General features: G+C 67.4%; 14 protein-coding genes. 6 read left to right on the top strand and 8 right to left on the bottom strand.

Features of this window, described 5'->3' with window-relative positions:
- Positions 1 to 56: 56 nt before the first annotated feature.
- A complete protein-coding gene (locus ASE22_RS07895) occupies positions 57 to 1,868 on the bottom strand; it encodes an ABCB family ABC transporter ATP-binding protein/permease (RefSeq protein ID WP_056357134.1) in 1,812 nt (603 codons plus the stop codon).
- A gap of 187 nt (positions 1,869 to 2,055) precedes the next feature.
- Here ASE22_RS07895 and ASE22_RS07890 point away from each other — a divergent pair, with 187 nt between their 5' ends.
- Complete coding sequence (locus ASE22_RS07890; RefSeq protein WP_056357132.1) at positions 2,056 to 4,323, top strand: NADP-dependent malic enzyme; 2,268 nt, start codon at positions 2,056 to 2,058, stop codon at positions 4,321 to 4,323.
- 66 nt (positions 4,324 to 4,389) lie between these two features.
- Here ASE22_RS07890 and ASE22_RS07885 read toward each other — a convergent pair whose 3' ends face one another.
- Positions 4,390 to 5,355 (bottom strand): 2-hydroxyacid dehydrogenase, encoded by a 966-nt coding sequence (locus ASE22_RS07885; RefSeq protein WP_056357129.1) that lies wholly within the window; start codon positions 5,353 to 5,355, stop codon positions 4,390 to 4,392.
- Positions 5,356 to 5,682: 327 nt separating this feature from the next.
- On the opposite strand from ASE22_RS07885, the gene ASE22_RS07880 reads away from it, so the two are divergent.
- From ASE22_RS07880 to ASE22_RS07860, 5 genes are all read left to right on the top strand, one after another.
- On the top strand, positions 5,683 to 7,713 hold the full coding sequence (locus ASE22_RS07880) for an autotransporter assembly complex protein TamA (RefSeq protein ID WP_235536244.1): 2,031 nt from the start codon (positions 5,683 to 5,685) through the stop codon (positions 7,711 to 7,713).
- Complete coding sequence (locus tag ASE22_RS07875; protein WP_056357125.1) at positions 7,713 to 11,924, top strand: translocation/assembly module TamB domain-containing protein; 4,212 nt, start codon at positions 7,713 to 7,715, stop codon at positions 11,922 to 11,924. The genes ASE22_RS07880 and ASE22_RS07875 overlap by 1 nt, the downstream gene beginning before the upstream one ends.
- 201 nt (positions 11,925 to 12,125) lie before the next feature.
- Positions 12,126 to 13,700, top strand: a complete 1,575-nt coding sequence (locus ASE22_RS07870) for a toll/interleukin-1 receptor domain-containing protein (protein ID WP_235536245.1) — start codon at positions 12,126 to 12,128, stop codon at positions 13,698 to 13,700.
- Positions 13,701 to 13,709: 9 nt separating this feature from the next.
- Positions 13,710 to 14,210, top strand: a complete 501-nt coding sequence (locus tag ASE22_RS07865; protein ID WP_235536246.1) for a nucleotide synthetase — start codon at positions 13,710 to 13,712, stop codon at positions 14,208 to 14,210.
- Positions 14,147 to 15,730 (top strand): tetratricopeptide repeat-containing protein, encoded by a 1,584-nt coding sequence (locus tag ASE22_RS07860; protein ID WP_321163670.1) that lies wholly within the window; start codon positions 14,147 to 14,149, stop codon positions 15,728 to 15,730. The genes ASE22_RS07865 and ASE22_RS07860 overlap by 64 nt, the downstream gene beginning before the upstream one ends.
- Here the strand turns inward: ASE22_RS07860 and ASE22_RS07855 are convergent.
- The 6 genes from ASE22_RS07855 to ASE22_RS07830 form a co-directional block, all read right to left on the bottom strand.
- Positions 15,724 to 16,395, bottom strand: a complete 672-nt coding sequence (locus ASE22_RS07855) for a Crp/Fnr family transcriptional regulator (protein ID WP_235536247.1) — start codon at positions 16,393 to 16,395, stop codon at positions 15,724 to 15,726. The genes ASE22_RS07860 and ASE22_RS07855 overlap by 7 nt on opposite strands.
- Before the next feature lie 142 nt (positions 16,396 to 16,537).
- A complete protein-coding gene (locus tag ASE22_RS07850) occupies positions 16,538 to 18,355 on the bottom strand; it encodes a caspase family protein (RefSeq protein ID WP_156397527.1) in 1,818 nt (605 codons plus the stop codon).
- A gap of 49 nt (positions 18,356 to 18,404) precedes the next feature.
- On the bottom strand, positions 18,405 to 21,416 hold the full coding sequence (locus tag ASE22_RS07845) for a hypothetical protein (RefSeq protein WP_056357109.1): 3,012 nt from the start codon (positions 21,414 to 21,416) through the stop codon (positions 18,405 to 18,407).
- Positions 21,417 to 21,587: 171 nt separating this feature from the next.
- The gene (locus tag ASE22_RS07840; RefSeq protein ID WP_056357106.1) at positions 21,588 to 24,071 is read right to left on the bottom strand and encodes a hypothetical protein; all 2,484 of its coding nucleotides are present in this window, start codon (positions 24,069 to 24,071) and stop codon (positions 21,588 to 21,590) included.
- Between the two features lie 214 nt (positions 24,072 to 24,285).
- Positions 24,286 to 24,549, bottom strand: coding sequence for a hypothetical protein (locus ASE22_RS07835; protein ID WP_156397530.1), 264 nt, complete (start codon positions 24,547 to 24,549; stop codon positions 24,286 to 24,288).
- A gap of 108 nt (positions 24,550 to 24,657) precedes the next feature.
- Positions 24,658 to 25,845, bottom strand: a complete 1,188-nt coding sequence (locus ASE22_RS07830) for an aromatic amino acid transaminase (RefSeq protein WP_056357100.1) — start codon at positions 25,843 to 25,845, stop codon at positions 24,658 to 24,660.
- Positions 25,846 to 26,082 lie beyond the last annotated feature (237 nt).

Genomic DNA, 26,082 nt, shown 5'->3' with positions numbered 1-26,082 from the left:
ATATTCACCACAGATGGCTCCGTGGGTGAAGCGCGAGTTGCGAGGGCGGGGCGAGCCTAGGCCGCCTCCTTCTCCTCGGCCTCGCTCGCCTGGTGCATCCACATGTCGGCATAGAGCCCGTCGCGCGCCATGAGTTCGGCGTGGGAGCCGCGTTCTACGACCCGTCCGGCTTCGAGCACCAATATCTCGTCGGCGTGGACGATCGTCGACAGGCGATGGGCGATGACGATCGTCGTGCGGCCCTGCTCGACCCCGCGCAGGGTCGCCTGGATATCCGCCTCGGTACGGCTGTCGAGCGCGCTAGTCGCCTCGTCTAGGATCAGGACCGGCGGATTCTTGAGCAGGGTGCGGGCGATCGCCACGCGCTGCTTCTCGCCGCCGGACAGCTTCAGGCCGCGTTCCCCGACCTTGGTGTCGTAGCCCAGCGGCAGCGACAGGATGAAGTCGTGGATCGCCGCGCCCCTCGCCGCCGCCTCGATCTCGGCCTGGGTCGCGCCCTCGCGGCCATAGCCGATATTGTAGCCGATCGTGTCGTTGAACAGCACCGTGTCCTGGGGAACGATGCCGATCGCCTGGCGCAGCGACGCCTGGGTGACCCCGGCGATGTCCTGCCCGTCGATCGTCACCCGCCCGCCGCTGATCTCGTAGAAGCGGTAGAGAATGCGGGCGAGGGTCGACTTGCCGGCACCCGAATGGCCGACGACCGCGAGCGTGCCGCCCGGACGGATCGCGAAGTCGATGCCCTTCAATATCTGGCGATCGGGATCATAGCCGAAATGGACGTCCTCGAAACGGACCAGCCCGCCCGTCACGACGATCGGTACCGCATCGGGTGCGTCGACCACCTCGGCCGGGGTGTCGATCAGCCGGAACATCGCCTCCATGTCGATCAGCCCCTGGCGGATCTCGCGATAGACCATGCCGAGCAGGTCGAGCGGCCGGAACAGCTGCATCAGGATCGTGTTCACGAACACCACGTCGCCGGGCGAGAACCAGCCCTTGCTCCAGCCATAGACGCTGTACCCCATCGCGCCGGCCATCATGATGTTGGTGATCAGCGCCTGCCCGACGTTGAGCAGGGCGAGCGAGCTCTCGTTCTTGGTCGCCGCGCGGGCATAGGCGGCGACGGCCTTGCCGTAATTGTCGGTCTCACGCTGCTCGGCGCTGAAATATTTGACGGTCTCGTAGTTGAGCAGCGAGTCCACCGCGCGCGCCGAGGCGCGGGTGTCGTGCTCGACCATCTCGCGCCGCATCTTGGCGCGCCATTCGGTGATCTTCTGGGTGAACAGGATATAGGCGGCGATCGCGGCCAGCGTCGCGGCGACCAGGCCGGCGCCGAACTTCACGAAGAAGATCACGCAGACCGCGGTCAGCTCGAAGATCGTCGGGCCGATGTTGAACAGCATGAAGTAGAGCATCGTGTCGATGCTCTTGGTGCCGCGTTCGACGATCTTGGTCAGCGCCCCGGTGCGCCGTTCGAGATGGTAGCGCAGCGACAGCCGGTGAAGCTGCGCGAACACCTCGATCGACAGGCGGCGGGCGGCGTCCTGGCCGACCAGCTCGAAGATCGCGTTGCGCATATTGTCGAACAGCACGCCGCCGAAGCGGGCGCCGGCATAGGCCGCGACCAGCGCCAGCGCGATCATCACCCCCGGCTCGAAGCCGGGCGCCATCCGGTCGATCGCCGCCTTGTAGGCGAAGGGCATGAGCAGCACCGCCACCTTCGCGGCGAGCACCAGGAGGAGGGCGATCACGACCCGGGCGCGCAGCGAGGGCGCGTCCTTCGGCCAGAGATAGGGCAGGAAGCGGCGGAGGGTGGCCCAGCCCTGTTCGGGGCGGCCGGCGGAGGAAGCGTGGTCAGGTGGCATCGGGGGCGAAGATAGGGATGCTCGGGGTCCAGCGGAAGACCGAGACTGCGATGCCGCCGGCGCGGCCCCCTGGATGTCGCCAGACGCCACGGGCATGGTCCCATACCCGCGCGATCATTGAAGATTCCGGCATCGCTGGTACAGCGCGTGCTCCAGATCGCCTTGCCTGCACAGGAATGACCCCGCCATGAAAGACACGCTTCGTCGAGCGGCGCTCGATTATCATCGATTCCCGCAGCCCGGTAAAATGCGCATCGAACCCACGAAGCGCATGGTCAACCAGCGCGATCTGGCGCTCGCCTATTCGCCCGGCGTGGCGGCGCCGTGCGAGGAGATCGCGGCCGATCCGGACAAGGCGCTCGACTATACCGCGCGCGGCAACCTGGTGGCGGTGATCTCGAACGGCACCGCGGTGCTCGGCCTGGGCGCGATCGGGGCGCTGGCGTCGAAGCCGGTGATGGAGGGCAAGGCGGTCCTGTTCAAGAAGTTCGCCGGCATCGACGTGTTCGACATCGAGATCGACACGACCGACCCCGAGAAGTTCATCGAGACGGTGGCGCTGCTCGAGCCGACCTTCGGCGGCATCAACCTGGAGGACATCAGGGCGCCGGAATGCTTCGCGATCGAAGCGGCGCTCAGGGACCGGATGAACATCCCGGTCTTCCACGACGACCAGCACGGCACCGCGATCGTGGTGGCCGCCGCAGTCCGCAACGCGCTCGTGCTGCAGAATATCAGCCTGTCGGACGCGAAGCTGGTCACGTCGGGTGCCGGCGCCGCGGCGCTGGCCTGCGTCGACCTGCTCGTCTCGATGGGCCTGCCGGCCGGCAACGTCACGCTGACCGACAAGGACGGGGTGGTCCATGCCGGGCGGGAAGGCATGGCGCCCAACATGGCGCGCTACGCCCGCGCGACCGATGCCAGGACGCTGCCGGAGGTGCTGCCCGGTGCGAACGTCTTCCTGGGCCTGTCGGCGCCCGGCGTGCTCAAGCCCGAATGGCTGCCGCTGCTGTCGGACCGGCCGCTGATCTTCGCGCTGGCCAACCCGGAGCCCGAGATATTGCCCGAGATCGCCCGTGCCGCGCGACCGGATGCGATCGTGGCGACGGGGCGGTCCGACTATCCGAACCAGGTCAACAACGTCCTGTGCTTCCCCTATATCTTCCGCGGTGCGCTGGACGTCGGGGCGACGACGATCAACGAAGCCATGAAGGTGGCGGCGGCGGAAGCCATCGCCGCCCTGGCCCGCCTGCCGGCGCATGAGAGCGTGGCGCAAGCCTATGGCGGCAGCAAGCTCGGCTTCGGGCCCGACTATATCATCCCGACGCCGTTCGATCCGCGGCTGATCGCCGAGATCGCGCCGGCGGTGGCGCAGGCGGCGATCGACTCGGGCGTCGCGCGGCGGCCGATCGACGTCGACGCCTATCGCCGCACCCTCGCCCAGCAAAATGCTCGTTCGGGCCAGCTGATGATGCCGGTGTTCGAGGCTGCGCGCGGCGCGCGCGCCCGGATCGCCTATGGCGAAGGCGAGGACGAGCGGGTCCTGCGCGCCGTCCAGGACGCACTCGACGACGGCATAGTCCGGCCGACCATCATCGCACGCCGCCGCATCCTCGCGGAGAAGATGCCGAGCCTCGGGCTGCGTTTCGAGCTCGACCGCGACGTCGACGTCGTCGATCCTGAAACCGATCACGCCATCCTCGGTCCGCTGGCCGAGGCCTATCGCGCCGTCGCCGGGCGGCGCGGCGTGCCCTCCGCCGAGATCGTCCGCCATGTCTATCGCCGGCCGACCGTCACCGCCGCGATGCTGCTGCAGACCGGCCATGTCGAAGCGGCGCTGGTCGGCGGCAATTCGGAATATTGGGGCCAGGTCGAGCATGTGCTGCGCACGATCGACCGGGCGGAGGCGGCCCAGCGCGTCTATGCGCTGTCGGGTCTGATCCTCGATGCCGGCGCGCTGTTCATCACCGACACGCATATGGTGCCCGATCCGACCCCCGACCAGATTGCGGAGATGACCGTGCTGGCCGAACGCGCCGTCCGCCAGTTCGGCCTCGATCCCCGCGTGGCGCTGCTGTCGCATTCCAACTTCGGCGCGTCGCACAGTCCCAGCGCGCGCAAGATGCGCGAGGCGCTCAAGATCGTCCGCCGGATCGCCCCCGACCTGTGCGTCGACGGCGAGATGCATGCCGATGCCGCGCTGTCGCAGCCGCTGCGCGAGCGGCTGGTCCCGGACACGCGGTTCGAGGGATCGGCCAATCTGCTGGTGATGCCCAACCTCGATGCCGCAAACATCACGCTGAGCGCGTTGGGGGCGTCGTCGAGTTCGCCGACGGTCGGGCCGATGCTGATGGGGCTGAACCAGCCCATCCACGTCCTGACCCCGGGAGTCACCTCACGCGGGATATTGAACCTGACCGCGATCGCGGCGGCGGAGGTGGTCCGGCGGCGCTGATCGGCGGTCGTGGAGCAATCGGATCCGGATGGACGATCCCGGACATTCCATGGGGCCACCCGAGAGCTATTTCAGAGCCGTCGCATCGTCCTGTGCGTTCGCGCCAACGAGGCCGGACAGCGGCCTTCCTTCGAGGAAGGCGCGGATATTGTCGACGACATGCCCGAGCATCGCGAGACGGGCGTCCTGTGTGGCCGAACCGATATGCGGGGTGAGGAGGAGATTGGGCGCCGACAGCAGCGCCGGCGCGATCGCGGGTTCATTGCGGAAGACGTCGAGCGCCGCGCCGCCCAGCCGGCCTTCATGCAGGGCGGCGGCCAGCGCATCCTCGTCGACCACGCTGCCGCGCGCGATGTTGACGAGCAGGCCGTCGGGGCCGAGCGCATCGAGGAAGGCGCGGTCCACCAACGAATGGGTCGCGGCGCCGCCGGGCAGGGCGATCGTCACGATATCGGCCCAGCGGGCGAGGGCCAGCGCATCGGCCTCGTGGCTCGCGGCCGATCCGGCGATCGGGCGGCGGCTGAAATAGGCGACCTGCATCCCGACCGCGTCGGCACGGTGCGCGATCGCCTGCCCGATCCGGCCGAAGCCGAGGATGCCGAGCTTGCGCCCCTGGGTCGATCGGCCGAGGGGCAGGGGGCCCTCGAGCCAGCCGCCCGCTCGCACGAAGGCGTCCGCCCCGCCATTGCCGCGGAGCAGGGTCAGCATCTGCCACAAGGCGAGATCGGCGACGTCGTGGGTCAGCACGTCGCCCGACGCGGTCACGGCGATCCCGCCCGCGCGCACCGCAGCGAAGTCGATGAGATCGATGCCCGCCCCGAAATTGGCGATCAACTTCAGCTTCGGCAGGCGCGCCAGCAGGTCGGCCGACGCCCCGCACATGGCATGGGTGATCAGGCATTCGACCGAGCCGCCATGTTCCGCGAGCCAGCCGTCGGGATCGTCGAGCCGGTCGAGCATCGGTACCGGATGATCCAGCATGTCGACGGGCTGGCGGGGGGCGGCGAGCGGAGAGGTCTGCAGGATCGTCATTCGAAGCCTCCATCGGTGCCGATGGACCGGCCCGTGATGAGCCGCCCGCATGGCTGGCGAGCGACGCGACCATATGGGCGATATCTTCGGGTTGCACCATGCGTCCCGTCGCGTGGTGGGTCGGGAACCGCGCGGTCAGGTCGGTGTCGAGCATCTGGCGGCAGTCACGGGGATCCGCGCCGCGACCGGCCGCCGATCGCCGCCCGTTCATCGACCGAGGTTGGCGCTTCGCATGATTTCAAGGAACATTGGCGCGTCTGAAACTTTAACAGGCCCAGGAAGCGCGCACGACCGGCGGAGCCGACGGCGTGTGGTCGAGGGGGTAGCGTGTTCATACGGCCACTGATTCTGCTGTGCGGCGCAAGCTTCGGCCTTGCGGTGCCGGCACTGGCGCAGCTGTCGCCCGACGATACGGCGCTCGAGGACCCGGCCTTCGAGAAGAGCCTGCCGCCGCTCGACGCCACGATCCCGCTATCGTCGGAGCCGCCATCGTCGGAGGCGCCCGTCGACGCGTCCGCGGCGCCTGCTGCCGACCCGGAGCTGGCCGCGCCCTTGCCGCCGATCGCCACCTTCGACGCAGCCCCCCCACCCGAAATCGAGGTGGCCGACGAGAAGGCGGCGGAGATCCGGTACAAGCTGGTGGTCCGGGGATTGAAGCCGGTCGGCCTGGAGGACGTCTTTCGCGATCTTTCCGCCCTGCTCCAGGACGGACGCGACGCCGCGAACGCCGCGCAGGTGTCTGCCCGTGCCGACGAGGACGTGAAGCTGGCCGAGCGGCTGTTGCGGTCGGAAGGCTATTATGACGGCATCGCGGCTGCCACAATCGACACGCTGCCCAACGCGACCAACAGCCTGACGGTGACGCTGACCGCCACCCCCGGGCCGCGATACATGTTCGGCGATATCGCGATCACCGACGCGCCGCCCGAGCCGACCCGGTTCGCGCGCGAGGCGCTCGATCTCAAGACCGGCGAGCCGATCGTTGCTGCCGACGTCCAGAGCGCCGAGGCCAATATCGCGCTGCGCCTGCCGGAGCGCGGCTACCCGTTCGCCAGCGTCGGCCAGCGCGACATCCTGCTCGACGACCGCGATCACACAGGCGACTACAGCCTGCCGCTCGATGCCGGACCGAAAGCCCGTTTCGGTGCGATCCGGACCGACGGCGACCCGGTGTTCACGCCCGGGCATCTGAACGTGATCAGCCGATTCGATCCCGGCGAGCTCTATGACAGCCGGCAGGTCGACGACCTTCGCCAGGCCCTGATCGCGACCAGCCTGCTGTCCACCAACGCGATCGAGCCGGTGAAGACCGGGCGGGTGGGCGAGGACGGCACCGAGGTGGTCGACATTCTCGTCCACCAGACGCGCGGCCCCGCGCGCCAGCTGGCCGGGAGCGCGGGCTATGGCACCGGCGAGGGCATCAAGCTGACCGGATCATGGACGCACCGCAACCTCTTTCCGCCGGAGGGGGCGCTGACGGTCGAAGCGGTCGCGGGCACCCTGCAGCAGAGCGTGGGCACGACGTTTCGCCGGTCCAACGCCGGGCAGCGCGATCGCAGCTTCGCGCTTGGCGCCTCGGTCGCGCGGCAGGATTTCGACGCCTATAATGCGCAGACGATCACCCTGTCGGGCAGCCTGTCGCGGCAGAGCACGCCGATCTTCCAGAAGCGCTGGACGTGGAGCGTCGGAGGCGAGCTGATCGCGACCCGCGAGACCCCGTTCGAAACCGCGATGCTCGATCGCGACAAGAGCACCTATCTGATCGCGGCGGTCCCCCTCCAGATCGGCTATGATCGTTCAAACAGCCTGCTCGATCCGACCAGGGGCTTCCGGATCAGCGGTCGGCTGAGCCCCGAGGCGCAGAAACGCACCGGTGGCGGCGGGTTCGACGGTTATGCCCGGCTCCTTGCCGAAGGCAGCGCCTATTATCCGATCGGTGAGGCGATCGTGCTGGCGGGGCGTGCGCGGGTGGGGTCGATCGTCGGCGCGGCGCGCGACGATATCGCGCCGTCCCGGCGCTATTATGCCGGCGGCGGCGGTTCGGTGCGGGGCTTCGGCTATCAGCAGCTCGGCCCCAAGGACGTAAACGACGATCCCATCGGCGGCCGGTCGCTGACCGAGTTCGCGATCGAGGCACGCTACCGCTTCGGCGACTATGGCATCGTTCCGTTCTTCGACGCGGGCCGGGTTGGCGAAAGCTCGACGCCATCGATCAGCAACATGCGCTACGGGGCCGGCATCGGCGTCCGCTACTATACCAATTTCGGGCCGTTCCGCATCGATCTCGCCACCCCGATCAACCGCCAGCCGGGCGAATCCAAGGTCGCACTCTACATTTCGATCGGGCAGGCCTTCTGATGGCCGACGAACGCCCCGTCACGCCTGCGCGGCCGCTCTGGCTGTCGATCGCCAAATGGGCCGGGGTCGCAATCGGCGGCCTGTTGCTGCTGCTGGCGATCATCGTCCTGGGGCTGGACACCAGCCCGGGGCGCCGCTTCCTGGCCGATCGCATCGCCGGTTTCGAGACCGAAACCGGGATGCGGGTCGGGATCGGACGGATCGAGGGTTCGATCTATGGCCGCATGAAGATCGAAGGTCTCGAATTGCGCGATCCCCGCGGCGTCTTCCTGCGCGCGGGAGAGGTGACCCTCGACTGGCGCCCGCTCGCCTATCTGACCGGCAGCAAGGTCGATATCCGGGAACTTGCGTCGCCCGAGATCCAGCTATTGCGGAGTCCGGCGTTCCGCCCGACCCTGGCCGATCCCGACGCGCCCCTTCTGCCCGATATCGACATCGCGGTCGGCCGGGTGGCGATCGACCGGCTCGTCATCGAGCCTCCGGTCACGGGCCGCCGGCACATCGTGCGGATCGCCGGATCGGCCGACATCGCCGACGGGCGGGCCCGGCTCGATCTCGACGCGCGGGCGCTGGTGGCGCGCGACGTTGCGGGTGGGGACATGCTTCGGGTCAGGCTCGATGCCGTACCCGCCTCCAACCGTTTGCTGGTGGATGCAAGGTTGGCCGCGCCGAAGGGCGGGCTGGTCGACAGCTATTCCGGGCTCGGCAAACCGCTGTCGATGGAGCTGACCGGGCGGGGTGACTGGGCGAACTGGACGGGCAAGGCGACCGCGCGGGCTGGCGACGCAAGCCTCGCCGATCTCGCGATAACGGCGGGCAACGGACGCTTCACAGTCAAGGGCGACACGATACCCGCTGCGGTCCTGAGCGGTCCCGCCGCGCGGCTCACCGCGCCGAAGCTCGCAATCGACCTGGCCGCTACGCTGGCCGAGCGAAAGGTCGACCTGCGCCTTGCCGCGCGGTCGGACGCCGCGGCCGTCGACGCGATCGGTCTCGTCGATCTGGGGCGAAATCGCTTCGGCGGCCTGCGCGTCGACGCGCGGCTGATCGCGCCCGGCGCGATCGCCGACAATGTCCGGGGCCGCGACGTGCGGCTGTCGGCCACGCTGGACGGTCCCTTCGGCACGCCCACGATCGACTATAGATTGTCGGCGGACGCCATCGGTTTCGGATCGATGGGGGTCGAGGGGCTGAAGGCCACCGGCCGCGCGGTGATCGACGCGAACCATATCGCGATCCCGGTCCATGCCACGGCGCGGGCGGTCACCGGGCTGAACGTGGCGGCGGGCGGGCTGCTGACGAATCTCGCGATCGACGGCGACCTCAAATGGTCGAACGGCCGGTTGCTGTCCGACAATCTCAAACTTAAATCGTCGCAGATCGATGCGACCGCGATCGTCCTCGCCGACATCGCGAAGGGCCGGTATACCGGCGCGATCAAGGGCAGGGTCAACGATTACCGGATCGACGGCCTCGGCCGGATCAGCCTGACCACCGATGCGAAGCTGGTGCCGGGCCCGAAGGGTGGCTTCGGCGTGAGCGGCGTGTTCCGGATCGTCACGCGCAGCCTCGACAACGCCACGCTGCGCGATACGCTGGGCGGCAATGCCGTGACCACCGCGCGCTTCGGCTTCGACGAGAACGGTGTCGCGACGCTGACCGGCCTCACCTTGACCGCACCCGATTTCCGCATCGTCGGCGGGCGCGGCAGCTACAGCGTCGACACCGGCCGGATCGCCTTCGCCGCCCGCGCGACGTCGAAAGCCTATGGGCCCTTGTCGGTCACCGCATCGGGAACGCTCGAACGCCCGCTGGTGCGGCTGCGCGCCGATCGTCCTGGAATGGGCATCGGGTTGCGCGCGGTCGAGGCCGAGCTGCGCGGTGTGCCGACCGGCTATGCGGTGCGGGCGAAGGGCCAGTCGGCTTACGGCCCCGTCAGTGCCGATGTCATCATCCGCAGCGGTCGCGGGCCGCTGGCGGTGGACGTCCGCAAGGCGACCCTTGCCGGCATCGATGTCTCGGGCTCGATCGTCCAGACGCCCGGCGGCCCGTTCGCCGGAACGCTGGCGCTCGCCGGTTCGGGGCTGAACGGCAATGTCCGGCTTGCCGCCGCCGGTGCGAACCAGCAAGCCGATATCGACCTGACCGCCAAGGCCGCGCGCATCCCCGGAGACATTCCGATCAGCATCGGCGCTGGCACGGTGAAGGCGCGCGTGATTCTCTATCCGAAAGGACCCGCGGTGACCGGTCGCTTCGCGCTGGCGGATGTTCGGCAGGGCGAAACCACGATCGGCCGCGCCCAGGGCCGGGTCGATTATCGCGACGGCAGCGGCACCGTCGCACTGGTCGCCAACGGACGCAGCGGCGTGCCGTTCGACGTCGCCATGCAGGCGGCGATCGCGCCGACCCGGATCGTCGCCAATATCAAGGGCCATGCCAACGGCGTCGCCTTCCGGCTGGCCGCGCCGGCGACGGTCAGCCGGGTCGGCGCCGACTGGCGCCTGGACCCGGCGACCATCGTCGTCCCGCAGGGGCAGGTAGAGCTGAGCGGCAGCTATGGCGCGTCGACCAGCCTGCGCGCGAAGCTCGCCAATATGGACGTCTCGATCGTCCAGGCGGTCGTGCCGGGGCTCGGCCTCGGCGGCCGCGCCACGGGGACGATCGATTATATGGCGGCCCCGGATGCCACCATTCCCACGCTGCGCGCGCGGCTCGACATCGCGAAGTTCACCCGAACGGCGGCCTATGTCGTGTCCGCCCCCGTCGATATCGCGATGCTCGCCACGCTCGATCCTTCGGGCGGGGACATCCGCGCGCTGGTCCGGCGCGGCGGCGCCATCGTCGGCCGGATGCAGGCGCGGCTCGCGCCGCTGGGCGGTGGCGCGACGCTGACCGAGCGCCTGTTCGCGGCCCCGCTGTCAGGGGGCATCCGCTATAACGGCCCCGCCGACGTGTTGTGGACCCTGACCGGGATTGCGGGCCAGCAGGTCAGCGGTTCGATAGCGCTGGCCGCCGATTTCGGCGGGCGGCTCGACCAGCCGACCGTCACCGGCGTCGTCCGGGCGAGCGCGTTGCGCTACGAGAACGATGCCTACGGCACCGTGATCTCGGGCATTGCTCTCGACGGCCGTTTCACCAGCTCACGCCTGGAGATCGTCTCGCTGAAGGGGAAGGCGGGCAGCGGCACGCTAAGCGCCAGCGGTACGATCGGCCTCGATGCCGCCAGCGGTTTCCCGATCAACCTCAAGGCCGAACTTCATCGCGCGCAGCTCGCGCGCAGCGATGCGCTCGGCGCGACCGTTTCGGGCACGATCGCGGTCACCAACAGCAAGGCCGCCGGCGCGCTCATCAAGGGCGACCTGACCATCCCCGAGGCCCGCTACCAGATCATCCGCCAAGGCGCCGCCGAGGTAGCCGAACTGACCGGCGTGCGCCGTCGCAAGGATGTGACAGATCCCGGCGCGGCCAAGCCCGAACCGAGCGCCCTTCCCAGCAACTGGAAGCTCGATATCCGGGTGCGGGCGGACAACAAGATCTTCGTCAGCGGCATGGGCCTGGAGGCCGAATGGGCGACCGACCTAAGGGTCGGCGGTACCGCCAGCGATCCCCGCGTGACCGGCAAGCTTTCCGTCGTGCGCGGTACCTACAGCTTCGCCGGCCGTCGTTTCGAACTGGCCCAAGACGGTGAGGTCCGCTTCGAAGGCGGTCCCGTGAACGATCCGCAACTCGACCTGTCGGCCGACACGACGGTCGAGGGAGTGACGGCGACGATCAATATCGGCGGCCATGCGCTCAATCCGCAGGTGTCGTTCACCTCGACTCCCAACCTGCCGCAGGACGAGGTGCTGTCGCGGCTGTTGTTCGGGTCGTCGCTGACCAATTTGTCGCCGACCCAGGCGATCCAGCTCGCCGCCGCGCTCAATTCGCTGCGCGGGTCGGGCGGCGGCCTCAATCCGCTCGGCAAGCTTCGCTCGGCCTCGGGCATCGATCGCCTGCGCGTGCTCGGCGCCGACAAGACGGCGGGCCGCGGCACGGCGCTGGCCGCCGGGCAGTACATCTCCAACGACGTCTATGTGGAGGTGATCACCGATGCGCGGGGCTTCACCGCCACCCAGCTGGAGGTCGCACTGTCGAAGACCCTCTCGATCCTGAGCTCGACCGGATCCTTCGGCGGCTCGAACGTCAGTTTGCGCTACTCGAAGGATTATTGACCGCCGGTTCCTGGGGCCTGGTGCCGAATATCCCACAATTGCAGCGCTTCGTCTCGTTCTCCTGTCGGGCCGTAAGTTCGGCGCTTCCCTTCGGCCCGGCAATATCCCTTAATATCCGTGCCGGCCTCAAGCGCTGGCGGGCGTCGCTTGGGACGAATGGGGGCCAGTTTCGATGGCTGTGCCGATGGTCGACTGGCGATCGTGAAAGCCAGCGAAACGCGTGGCGATCGCCGGTATCGGGCGTTCATAAGCTATAGTCACAGCGACGAGGCCTTCGTTCGGCGGTTGCATCGCTGGCTCGAGGCGTATCGCATTCCGCGCCGCCTCGTCGGGCGGACGACCCCTCTGGGCCAAGTTCCGGGCCATCTGGCCCCGATCTTTCGCGATCGGCAGGAATTGCCCGCCGCCTCCAGCCTCAATGCGGCGGTCGAGGATGCATTGGCGCGATCGGATGCGCTGCTCGTGCTTTGTTCGCCGGCCGCCCGCGCGTCCTTATGGGTCAACGCCGAGATCAGGCTGTTCCGGCGTCTTCATCCCGATCGTCCGATCATCGCCGCCCTGCTCACGGGCGAGCCGGGGCAGGTCTTTCCGGAGGCGTTGCTCGAAGCTGATGCCGCCGGGCTCGTCGACGAGCCGGTGGCCGCCGATTTCCGCAAGAATCATGATGGCGCCAAACTCGCGCGCCTGAAGATCGTCGGCGGACTGACCGGTCTCGCGCTAGACGAACTGATCCAGCGCGAAGCGCAACGGCAGTTGCGACGTGTGATCACCGTCACGGTTGCCGCGCTGGCTTTCGCCCTAATCATGGCGATGCTGCTCGTCTACGCGATCGTCGCGCGGAGCGAGGCCGAACATCAGCGCCGGCAGGCGGAGGGCCTGATCGAATTTATGCTCACCGACCTGAGGACCAGATTGCAAGGGGTAGGAAGGCTCGAAATCCTTCAGTCGGTGAACACCCGCGCGCTCTCCTATTATGGCGATCAATCCGACCTGAGCCGGTTGCCGGCGGAGTCACTCGAACGCCGCGCGCGGGTGCTGCACGCGATGGGGGAGGACGATCACAGGCGCGGCGACCATGCCGCGGCCCTCGCAACCTTCCGCGAGGCCCATAGGGTGACCGCGGCCTTGCTGGCGGCGAAGCCCGACGATCCCGTTCGCATCTTCGCGCATGCCCAGAGCGAGTTCTGGCTGGGCTATGTGGACTTCCTGCGCTTCCGCTACGCGCAGGCGCTGCCGAGGTTCGTGGCCTATCGGGATCTCGCCCGCCAGTTGGTCAGGATCAGCCCCGCCAATCTGAAATATCATCGCGAGCTCGGCTATGCCGAAGGCAATATCTGCACGATCGCCGTCGCGCGCAAAGGCCCGCGCGACAGCCTCGAGGCTTGCGCGGCGGCGCTATCGACGATCGAGCATATCGTCCGGGCTACGCCGGAGGATCCCGGCCTGCGCAGCGATCTCGCCAACCGTCATGCCTGGATGGCCGACGCCTTGCGCCTCATGGGCCGCGACGAGGAGGCCATGGTTCATCGCGACAGGCAGCGCGCGATCATCGACGGTCTTCTCGCCGGCGATCCCAGGAACGCCAGCTATCGCCAGGACTGGATATTGTCGCGCTATTCGACCTCCGAACTGCTCCGCGCGCTCGGCAAGCCGGCCGAGGCGGACGCGATGATCTCCGAGTCCCGGCGGGTGATCGACGGCCTGATCGCCTCGGACCCGCAGAACGAGGACTGGCGCGTCTGGCGCGAGAAACTCAACGAGCCCAGCCACCCCTAGGAGATGCCGATGTGCCGTCCAACCTATATCCAGCAACAACTCGGCCGACTGGCGCCCGTCGGCATCAAGCCGGCTGGGACGATCCGCTTTCATATCCTGCTAGGCGTCGAGGACGGGCGGGTAGCGCTGCGCTTCGAGCAGGAGAGGGCCCGCGAAAAGGACCGGGCCGCTTATGATTATGTCGCGATCGAGGAGGACATGGTGGTCGAGGTCACCCTGCACGGCGATCAGCTCTACTTCTCCAAGGAGATGGACGCGGTGACGACTAAGGAGGAGCTCTCCTTCTTCTACGGGGGCCTCGAATATGACGGCTATGAGGAGAAGCTCGATCGCTACCGCATCGCCCGCTTTGCGGCGCGGCACAACAGCGGCGGCAAATATGACACGACGCACGGCTTCAACGTCAATGTCGACTTCCTGCAGCGTCATGATGAGGCCGGGCCGAAGTGGATCGCGATGACGATCGATCCCGACATCAAGAATCCGCCTCCGATGCGCAAGCAGAGCTGATATGGCGAGCATCGACCGAAGGAGATGACGTGACGCTGTCGAGCCTTGCACTGATCAGACAGGCGGCGCGTGCAGGAGACACGCTCCGCGCGTGGCGCATGTTCGAATCGGCCGGCCTGCTGGGGTCGGCCGAGGATGATGCTCTGAGCCTGCGGGGGCGGCTGCTCAAGGACCGCGCGCTCAAAAGTTCCGGCGAGGAACGGTCCTCGTTCTTCGATCAGGCGGAAGCCGCCTATCTGCGTGCGGCCGGGGACCGTCGCGCGACCTATCCGCTGATCAATGCGGCCACCATCGCCTTTCTCAACGGCAAGCCCGAGCGGGCCCGTGAACTGGCGGGACGGACGATCGCGCTTCTCGACAGTGGCGACCATGAGCCGGAGACCAGCTACTGGCTCGGCGCGACGCGCGCCGAAGCCGAACTGCTGCTCGGTCGGGTCGACGCCGGCAAGGCTGCGCTCGAACGGGCCATCGCCGGGACGCCGGCCGCGTGGGAGGACCATGCGGCGACCTTACGGCAGTTGCGCTTCGTACTGGAGCGCATGGAGCAGGCGACCGACATCCTCGATCATCTGCGCCCACCGGTCAGCCTCCATTTCAGCGGCCTCATCGGTTTGCCGGCCGAGGACGAGGAGATCCGGGCCGCCATCGGCAGCGCTCTCGACACGATCCGGCCCGGTTTCGTCTTCGGTGCCCTCGCGGCGGGCGCCGACATCGTGATCGCCGAGCTGGCCATGGCGCGGGGCGCGCATCTCCATGTCGTCCTCCCGGCGCCGGTCGACCTGTTTCGGGGCGAATCCGTCGCGCGGTTCGGCGCACACTGGGCCGAGCGTTTCGACAGGCTGATCGAGGCCGCCGACGTCGTCGAAACCGTGCCCGACATCGACCGGCTGTCCGACGCCGCCATCATCCTAGGCGAAGAGATTTCAATGGGCCTGGCCCTGCGCCGCGCGCGGACGCTGGCCAGCGAGGCGGTCGCGCTGCGCGTGCGCAGGCCGACCGACGCCGCATCTCCGCCAGAACGCGTCTGGCGCGACCGCGGCCTTGCCCATCACGACATCATGGTGGGGAGGTCCGCGGCGCGGGGCGACCATCGCCTGGTGGAACGAAGCCGGTGCGCGGTCCTGGCGCTGGCTACGTCCTGCTCTTCCGAAATATCCCTGCCGCCGGGGGCCGGCGTGCGGACGGTAGCGGGGCACATGGTCATCTTCGCCGAGCAACTCGCCGACGCGGCGCCGCTTGCCGTGGATATCCTCCGCGCGATGCCGGGCAACCGGGCTGGCCTGGATTATCGGGTCGTGGACCCTGGTGGCGACGGCTTGGCGGAAGCGGCCGACATGGCGATCCTGCTCGCCCGCGCTGCGCCGCCGTCGAGCGTCTTGGCCGCTTGCCCCGGAGCGCTGGCGCTCGAACTGCACGCGCCCGATCTCGCCTTCGAATCGGCTGGAGAGATCGTCACGCCGCTGGGCGATATCCCGATCAGCATGTTCCCGCTGGCGGCGGCCGATCCGACCCGTCAGTAGATCAGCTCGAGCAGCATGCGGGGCGCCAATATGGTGAGCTCCTCTTCGGTGCGACGCACGATGCCCCGCCTGATCAGCGCGGCCAGCGCCCGCGACGCCGTCTCGCGGGTGGTGTTGGCGCTGAGCGCGAGCGCGGTTACTACCGGCGGCGGCGCGATGCGATGGCCGTCGCCGGCGAGCTGCACCAGCCGGGCATGCACCCGCCCCGCGGCGCTGTAGGTGGTGCGCGCCACCATCCGGTCCAGCGCCATGTCGAGCTGGCGCGCGAGCAGGATCGCCATGGCCGATCCGATCTGGGCATGATCGGCGGCGAGTGCGGCGAGCGACGTCGCGTCCGCGCGCAGCAGATGGGAATCGGTCTGGGCGATGATTTCGGCGCGGTGGGTCGTCGGCTGGGGATAGGCGCCGAACAGTTCGCCCGGGCCATGTTGCGCCAGTTGCTGGCGCTGCCCGTCGACGCCGAAGATGTGGATCCGGATCGAGCCGTCGACCACGACCCAGCAATGCGCCGAGCGGTCGCCTTGCCTGGCGATCACCTGCTTGGGCGCTACATGCTGATGGACGAGCGTGGCGTCGAGCAGCCGCGCGGTTTCTTCATCACAGCGGAAGATGGCCCGGACCGCGACAATTCGCTCATCGACTTCCAACGGCAATGTCCCCTGCATCGATGGGCGCCATCGGTGCGTCGACCGGCATAGCCCAGTTTCGTGGCGGCGATAATCTCGGCCGACCGTCGTTCGGCGCAGATAGGCTTCGAGATGGCGCTGCCCGGCGCGGTGTTCAGCCCGCACCGGGCAGCTGGGTCGGTCAGGCCATCGCGGGAGCGAGCGCCTTCGGCTTGCTTCTCGTCCGGCTGCGGGTCGCGCCGACCGAGATCATCGGCGCCTGGTCGGCGTCGCCGTCCTCGGTCGAAACCATGTAATCGTCCCAGCCTGTCTCGCTGGTCGTCGTTCCCACGCGATAATAGATCGTCCCGGCCGGTGCGAGCCGGGCCCAAACCTCTTCGGGCATGTCCCATTCGTCGGAGGTCAGCAGGCCGCTGTCCTGCCAGGTCGCGTAAAAATTGTCGTCGGTGCGACCGCTGTCGTCCGCGAACAGCGCGCTGTCGGTCGCCACCTCGACGATGGCATAGGCCGCGCCCGCGCGATCGATGGTGAAGCTGGGCGCCGGATCGTCGGCGGCCATGCTGCCCGGTCCGCTGATCGCCGGAGAGCCACCCGTCACCGCGCCATCGGCGGGCTGTTCCTGCTCGCCCGACATGACGTCGCCGCTGAGCGAGATCGACGGTGCCAGGTCATATTGCTGGTCGGGCGTGGACACCATGTAATTGCCCCAGCCCGTCGAGGCTTCGGTCGAACCGATCCGGTAATAGAGCGTGTCGGCGGCCTTCAACCGGTCCCAAACCGCTTCCGGCAGGCTGTATTCGGTGCCGCTATGGTGTTCGGAATCGCTCCATGACCCGTAGAAATTGTCGTCGGTCCGTTCGCCGTCGCCGACATTGCCAGTGTCGAACAGGTTCGCTTCGCTGGTGATCTCGAAGATGAAATAGGGATTGGGACCCGTGTTGACGCTGAAGGTGGGCGGCGCATCCGACCTGTCCATCCGATCGGGGCCGGTCACCCACAGCGACGATGATACGGGCTCGTTTGTCGCGTCGGTCGAGAGGGTGAAAGGCGCCTGGGCCTCGAACACCGGATCGGATGCCCCCGTCGTGAAGTAATTGGGCGACTGGGTCGACGGCATCTGATCGAGGATGGCCTTGTGGAAGGCGCGATAATCGCCGGAGAAGGCGCCATCGTCCCACACCCTGAGCAGGGTTTCGGTGAAGAGGCCGTTGCCGTCGCCGTCGGCCGACAGCTGATTGTCCTGGCAACCGGATATCAGGATCACCGATGCCTGGATGTCGTCGTCTATGTCGCGGCCGATCAGCCGCTGCAGCGTGCCGTAGAGGCCGCCATTCTTCTCGATGCTGCGGCGCCGGGCGGAAGGATCCAGCCAGCGGAAGGTCACCTCTCCGGGCGCTGCCGGCGGGATGCGCTGCGGATCGGCGGGAAGCGCCACCGGCGGGGTGGGGCGCGCGATGCCGACGGCCGGCGGCGGCGTCCCGCGATCGCGGGTCAGGAGCGGGCGCGTCGCCGGCCTGGCCTTTACCGATGTCGGAGTGAACATATCCCGCAGCTGCGGCGAATTGGCGAGCTTGCGCTCCTTGATGAGCTTGGCGACGGTGCCGCTGTGGCAGCTGTCGGACAGCATCAGGATCCGCACGCCAGCCTCGAACTGCGACCATAGCTGGCTGAGCTCGTCGTCGAGCAGCATCCGGTCGTAGAGGCACCAGGTCTCGTCGAGCGCGTCCGCCTCGTCGCCGTCCGCGTCGTCCACCTGACTGCCATGACCCGAATAGGTCAGGAACAGCATGTCACCCGATCGCAAGGTGCAGGCCGCATCGGAGATCGCAGCGATGACCGCATCGGCGGTCGCCTCGTCCTCGACCAGCCGCCGGGTCTGGAAGCCCCGGTTCGTGGCCAGGCTCTGCATGGCGTCGGCGTCGTTTATGCAGCCGGCCAGGACGGTCTGCTCGCCATATGCTGCGACATCGAGGTTGTTGAGCCCGATGTGGATAGACATCCCCATAGCCATCGTCATTCTCCTCAAGAAAGCCGGGATATTCCGGCGGTTACGCAATTCTCTCCCAGGTAAGGCTGACGACGTTGCCGTCGTCGGCCAGACTCCATTCGAGCCAGCCGGTCGTGGATGTGGTGCCGTCGTCGAAGCTCTTGGTGACGGCGAACTCGACGATCGGGCTGACCAGGTAGCGAGTCAGCGGCAGCACGAAGCCGAGCGAGCAAACGGGCTGGTTCTCGTCGAGCGGGAGCTGCTGGCTACCCTCGATGTCGCGGATGCGGACCTCGGCGGTCAGCGCGGCAAGCGCGTGGTTGGCGTAGTTGACCAGGTTCACGAAGGTGACGTTGGTGTGGACGTCCTCGATGAAGCTGCGGATTTCGGTCAGCGTCGCGGTGCCGTCGGCCGGCGCGCAGACGACGGTCAGTTCGCCTGCGGGCGGCTCCGCGGCGATATCGATCGAAGCGCCCGGCTCGATGCGGCGGTCGACGGCGATCCTCACCGGCTCGCCGTCGGCCGGCTCAGCCACGATCTCGCTGATGTCGACGGGGCGCTCGATCGGATTGCGGAGGCGGATCACGCCGTCGCCCCGCTCGACGACGACCGGGCCGCCCGGCATCGGCCCGATGATGCGGGCGAGGTCGATGCCGAGGTCGCAATCGATCTTCGTGCCGTCGGGCAGGGCGAACCCCACCGCGCCGGTGAGGCCGCTGGTCTCGAGCATCGACAGCAGCAGCGGGGTCGTGTCGAGCGGGCATTCGGCGGTGACCTGTATGCACGCACCCAGCTTGACGGCGTTGACGGTCAGTCCCGGCAGGGTCGGCACCGTCCAGCGGAAGTCGATCTGTGCCTCGATATCGTTGAGCGACAGCAGCAGCGGCGCGCTGGCCAGCCCGCGCAGGTCCTGCCGGATCGCCAGCGTGCGGGCCGGGTCGATGTCGGGAACGAGCGAGGCCAGCATCGCGGTACGGTTTTTCGAGGCATCGTCGGGATCGACGCTGGAATAGAGGAAGATGGCGGGCCGATAGGCGCGCTCGGCTGGCGACTCCTGGTCGAACCGGCCGATCGACCAGCGCGCCGGGACGACGAGGAAACGGCCGGGCTGCTGCAGCGAGCGCCAGACGCTGGCGGCAGCATCGCTCAGGTCGTCGATGCGCTCGAACTGGCGATAGACCGTCTGGCCGAGGCGGAAGGCATCCTGACAGCCGATCACCGTGAACGCGCCGTCCTTCTCCTCACGGTAGAAGGCGCCGAAATTATCGCAGGGGAAGGCAGCCGGCAGCAATTGCGCGCGGGCGATGCCCTGCACCCCATATTTGTGCTTACGTAGCAGCTCGGTGACCGTCGCGGCCTGGAGCAGGTTCGGCTTCACCGCCAGCGTCGCGACCGCTCCGATCGCTGGACGCGGGGTTAAGGCCGCTCTGGTGCGTGGAACATCGGCTTCCCGCGTCAGCTTCACCGACGCAGCGCCATCGGACCAGGCCAGCATCTCGGTATCGAGATAGCCGACGTCCAGTGACCGCGTGCGCGGGCCGGTGGCCAGCGCGACCAGTGCGGCCTTGCGATCGAACAGAAGTTGCAGATTGCCCTCGGTGATCGGCACATAGCCGCGAAAGCTGTAGGCGACCGACAGCTCGGGCGGGCGGTTCTGGAACCCGGAAAAGGCCAGGCTGCCATAAGCGAGCCGCACCCAGTCGTCGATCAGCCCGATCTCGGCATGGACCGCCTCGCCCTCCTCGCGCAGATCGGCGGCGAAAGCCTGGGTCCGCGTCTCGCCGGCTTCGTCCCGGAAGGGGACCAGCAGTTGCACCGAAAGATTGTCCGCCGGAACCGGCGCGATGGCCGGCTTGCCCGCCGCTTCCCAGGCGGCCTGGGTATCCGCGCTCATCCCGCGCTCGAGCCGGAAATATACGTTGCCGTTCAGGCCCGGCGTTCCATCGCTGCGATGTCCCTCGGCGCGGAACGTCATCCCGAAGACGGCGCCGTCCGGATCGTCGGCCGCGGCGGGTAGGGCGAGCGAAAAGGCCGGCGGATACCAGAAGCGGTTCGGGTCGATCTGGTCGCGCCAGAGCGGCGCCGTCTTCTGGTCGACCTGCGGGAGCGCCTCCGCGCCGGGCGTGCCCTGTAGCGGCAGGATCTGAAGGTCGGCGATCGCGACATAGGACGGCTTGATCGTCGCGGTCGCGGCCAACGGCGCGGCATTCGCGGTCGCGATCATCGCGTGAGCGTTGACCTTGGCGCTGGAGGGTTGGGCGACGGCCTGGAGCTGGACCAGGTCGGCCCGACCGAAGCGGGCGAGCTTGATTGTCGTTGGGCCACCCCGCTTCGTGGGCTGCGACAGGAGACGCGGTACCGGTCCGAGGCCGCCCCTTCCGTCGGGCGCGACGATCCGGACAAACGTGTCGATGTCATCGGCGGTGGCGACCGGCGCGAGCAGAGCTTCGAGCGAGCGCGTGTAGATCCGCTGCTCCAGTGTCGCGGCATCGGCGCTCTCGATCCGGCCTGACAAGGTCATCGGATTGGGGGTGACCGCCAGCACCCTCCAGCGGCGCCCTGCCTCGGTGGTAATCGGGCGAAGAATGGGCCGCGCCATTGCCAGAAAGCCGTCGACCAGCCGCTCGTCGTCGGGCTCGACCTCAGTCGACACCGACAGGCGGCCGCTGGCGAGCATGGATCTCGCTATGCCGCCGATCCCGGTGCGGTCGAGCAGATCGGCTGTGCCGAGGGCCGCCACCACGTCCGCAAGCCGCCCCCTGACGGTCAACGCCTCGGCCGACGCCGCACCCCGTCGTTCGACCTGGCATTCGAGCCCCATCCCGCTCGCCTCGCCGCGCAGCGCCGCAAGCACCCGTAGCGCCGCCTCCCGGCCCAGCGTCAGCGAAAAGGCTGCCGTCGGTCGCAGGCCCATCGCGCCGAACTTCTGCAAGGCGATGTCGCCGTCGCGCAATACGAAGCTGGCGGAGCGAGCAAAGGCGGGGCTGTCGAGCTGCCCGGTCAGGGCGATCAGCGCGTGCGAGACATGGGGCTCGATCGACGCTCCGCTGGCAGGCGGGCGACGATCGAGCACGATGGTGATCGACGCTTTCGCCCGGCCCGCCTGATCGAGGGCCAGGACCAGCCCCCGATCTTCGGTGGACGCAGCGGAGGCGGGGGGCGCTAACTCCGGCTTACCGGGGCTTGAGGCCCCCCGCTTTTCCTTCGGACCGGACATGATCCTGTCCTTTCCCGCCGCACGCCGTCAGGACGCGCCGTTCAGGTGCAGCGCACGTTCCTGCGCGGCGGCTTCGCTTTCGCTCGGCACGGGACCGAACATCTCTTCCGAAGCCTTGCGCCGCCGCTTCGACACCGCGCGCATTTGGGCTTCGCTGGCGGCCAGCTGACGGTCGCGATCCTGGGCACCGGCCGTGCCGGGGGGTGTGGCCGCCTTGGATTTGGCGCCCTTCGCCCCGGATCCCAGAGCATAGCCGGCAACCGTCTTCGGCTTCGCCGCGATGCTGCGCGACGGCGGTGCCGAAGGCGTCGCGGGAGGACGTGCGCCATTGCTCGACGCGGGTGGGCGGGTGCCCGAGCCCGATGCCGGCGGCGTGACGACGGGTGACGGAGTCATCGGCTTGGTCTTCGATCCGACCATCGGGATACTGAGCTCGCGGGTGACCACGCCCGCGTCCTGCGGCGTCGGCACGGTCAGCATGATCGGGCCGTTCCCGCTGGCCTCCTGCCAGGGGCCGATCCATTCCTGACCCTTGGTGAAGATGCTGCCCTTGACCAGCACGCGCACCTGATATTTGAACTTGGGCAGATAGTCGGGGTCGCCCGTGTAAACCATCCAATAGCGCGGCTCGGTCTGGTCGCCGAAGCGCCAGGAGAAGGTGACCGGGGCCCGGTCCTTGCCGTCCTCGGTCTTGCCGTCGGCCTGGAAGCTCACCTCGACGATCTGCTTGTCGTTCTCCAGGTCGGCGCCGAGGAAAATCGGCCCGCAATTGATCCCGCCGACATTGTCGACCCGGATCTCGTTGTTGACGAGGTTCAGCGGGACCCCGGCATCGCCCGGATCGAGGTCGACGACATTCTTCTCGATCGAGACGCGGACGAACGGATTTTCCGTTTCGTTCGGCGGTTCGCCGAAATGGACCTGGCGCTTGATGAAGGTCTTGTCGGGTTCCCAGCCGGCGGGCGGATTCTCGACCTCGTCCTTGCGCTTCATCGTCATCTTGATGCGCCAGTTATCGTCGGGCTTGTCGCTCGCCTGGAACATGTGCCCAGTCCACTGGAGGTTGCCCTCGGTGTCGGGGTAGCCGACCTGCGCGGACAGGAAGGCGACCGGCTGGCCGACCCACTTCTTCGCGGGGTCGGGCCAGTTTACGACCGGCTTGAAGACGCGGGTGACCGAGCGGTTCCAGTCGTCGAGGAACACTTTCTGAAAGTACTTCTTCTCGGCGTCGGGATTGGCCTTGATCTCGTCGTACATGCCTTCGAGCTGGCCGCTGATCGGATTGGGCTGCAGATAGGCCATCTGCCGTTTCTCGTGGAATTCGAGGTGCAGATCGACCCGGTCGCGCCGCAGCTTGACCGCGCCGCCGCCGCCCAGTCCCAGGAAACCGCCGCTCGCCTCGGCGGCCTTCTCGTCATAGGGCGCGGGCTCGAAGATCACCTTGTTCGCTTGATCGAGGAATTTCTGGAAGACGAGATCGGAGCGCTTCTCCATCATCTCCTGAATCTTCTCGGCGTTGGGCAGGGTGGAGTCGACGAGGATTTCGCTTTCGATCGTGCCGTTCTGGCGCATCGAATTGAACTCGGCCTTGATGTCCGCCGACCAGAACCAGCCGCCGGCATGCGCCGCCGCCGAGAAATGATCCTGGATGCGGCTCCAATCGCCGCGGATGCGGATCTCGCAGATCGGGCTCCACACCTTGAGCTGCAGGATCTGCCAGACGGTGATTGCCGACTGCCCGCCGTGGAAGGAACTGTAAACCATCGCCGCCGGATAGCTGCCGAGCAGGCCCGAAAAGGCGTTCTCGGCAAAGGGTGTGACCGAGCCCGGCCCGCTGCCCGCCAGATTGGCGTACCAGGCGTCGAGATTGGAGGCGCGCATCGCGCGATCGAGGGTGGTGGTGCGCGGCAGCTCGGTCAGCAGCGGCGGGCGGGTCACGCCTCTGAGTTCGGGGGCGGCCATCAGCGAACGGCTCGGGGGACCGCCAGGGCCGGCGGGGGCCGGAGCCGGGCTCGGCGCCGCACCGCCGCTGGGGGCGACCGAGGGCATCGAACCGTCGCCGTTGGGCGACAGGCTGGTGATCGACATGGTGTTCGAGACGATCGGCGCGGGGCGGATCATCGGAGTGGCGGGGGAACGCCAGCCCCAATAATAATCGTCGCTGCCGCGGAAGCGGTCGACCAGCTCGTCGCCGGCCTGCTTGAGCACCTCGGGTGGCGGCGAGCTGGTTGTGGAAAAACCGCAAAGCGCGCCAGCGACCTCCTGGGTCCCTTCCACGCCGACATTGGTGTCCTCGTTCTGGACGCCGACGAACTGGAGGAAGGAGAATTTATAGTCGCCATTGTCCTTGCGCGCGAGGCGGACGCTGTTCGGCAGCCAGTGGTAAACCGGCGGTTTGCCCTCGCGTTGCAGCGCATCGTTGTTGGCATCGGGGAGGAACAGCAGGGGATAGCCGTCCTTGGTCACGGTCTGGAAACCCGCCGCGAAAATCGGTCCGATTGCTTCAGTCACGACAACCTCCTTCTATGAATGCCCGTCGATAATCCTAAGAATGGATTAGAGATTCAGAAAAACTACCGGATACGAAGATTTGGACACTAATGTCCTTTCTCCGATATTCGCGGATATCGAGAATATATCCCGACGGATTCAGAAATAATCTGCCGGTATTGTCTCATCGAATCGTAATATGACGCGGATGTTCGTCAGATGCCCGTGACCAGCATCACGAAATCTCTTTTAATCCCGCCAATGTCAGAAAATTCTCAGGAAGATCGCAGACGAGTTCGTCACTCGTCGATCCATCCCACTGAGGCCTGCCTTCGATGAAGCGTACGCCTGCGGAGGATTGCCCCGCCACGGAGCGTCCCTGGTCGCGCCAGCGACCCTTCAGATAACCGGGATAATCCGACAGATCGCGCCAGACGACGCCCGCTTCCGCGGCCAGCACCTCGGCAAGCCTGTCCAGCTTTACGGCACGATTGATCATGAACGCTCCTCCCATCGGGTCGATGGACAGCCCGTTCATTACGCCCTCGCGTGCGGGGCGATGCGTGACCGACCTCACGGTCGCGGGATCAGTTCTCCGGTGCGGGTTTTACCGTTCGGAGAGCCCCGCCAGCGCTGCGGCAAAGACCGAAACCTGCCGGTCGCCCAGGCCCGCGATGTTGATCCGACCGCTGGGCGCCATATAGATGCCGTGGTCGCGTCGCAGCCGATCGACCTGGTCGATGCTCAGCGGCAATTGCGAGAAGAAGCCTTTTTGATCCGCCAGCGGCGCCAGGTCGATCCGACCGACCGTGCCATGGGATGCCAATCGCTCGCGCAGCCCGCGCAGGCGCATGCGATAGCTTTCCAACTCCGCGCGCCATTCGGTCTCGAGCGTGGGAGACTGGAGGATCGTGCGGACCACGGCGGCCCCATGGTCGGGTGGCATGGAATAGCTTGTGCGCGCCAGTTGCAGCAGGTTCGAGCAGGCAACGTCGCTTGCCTGGGGATCGCCGGCCACAAATAACGCGCCGACGCGATCGCGATAGAGCCCGAAATTCTTGCTGCACGAGTAGGCGATCAAAGCCGCCGGCACATGGTCGAGCAGAAGTCGCAGCGGGATCGTATCCCCTTCCAGGCCATCGCCAAAGCCGTGATAGGCGATGTCGACGATCGGCAGGATGCCGCGCCGTTCCGCGAGACTTGCGATTGCGGACCAGCTTTCCATGTCCGGGTCGATGCCGGTCGGATTGTGGCAACAACCGTGCAGGACGAATACGTCGCCCGCAACGGCCTGCGACATGGCGTCCAGCACCGCGTCCGCGCGCATCTGCTGTGTCCATGGATCGAACTGCTCATAGGTGCGGACGTCGGCGAAGACCGTGCGGAATATCGGTAGGTGATTGGGCCAGGTAGGCGTTCCGATCCAGATCGTCCGTCCAGGCCGTTCGACCGCGAGCAGGTCTGCCGCGAGCCGCAATGCGCCGGTGCCTCCCACCGTCTGCACGCCCGATATCTGTTTGCCGAGGGCCCCGTCGCCGATCAGCAGGCAAGTCAGTGCGGCAAGGAACGCGGGATCGCCGCCGCAGCCCAGATAGGCCTTGCTGTCCTGCTTTTCGACGAGTTCGCGCTCCGCCAACTTGACCGCGGCCATGACCGGCGTGCGCTGTGCCGGGTCGCGGTAGACGCCGATGCCGAGATCGATTTTGTCGGGACGCTCGTCACTCGCAAAGATGTCGACCAGGGCAAGTATGGGGTCGATCGGCTGCGGGCGAAGAGCGGCAAAATGCGAGATCATTCCGGTAATCCTTGGATTTCGGCTGCATTATGGCCGCATGGGCGCGCGGATAGGTCGCATTCTTCTTCGAAAAATCGAACGTATGCGCATGAGAGCTGCAGAAAGGGCGTAAACGGTGCACGCAGGCACCGCGATCCCGCGAGTTGCGAGGCTCAATTCGGTTGCCACCCGGTCCGGCATCACTGGCCGACGTTGATCGAAACGTCGATGACCAGGCCGTTCTTGGGGGATAGGGAT

The organism is Sphingomonas sp. Root720 (assembly GCF_001428605.1).
Lineage (GTDB): Bacteria > Pseudomonadota > Alphaproteobacteria > Sphingomonadales > Sphingomonadaceae > Rhizorhabdus.
The sequence above is the reverse complement of the archived record's forward strand: the minus strand, read 5'-3'. Positions and strand labels throughout refer to the sequence as shown.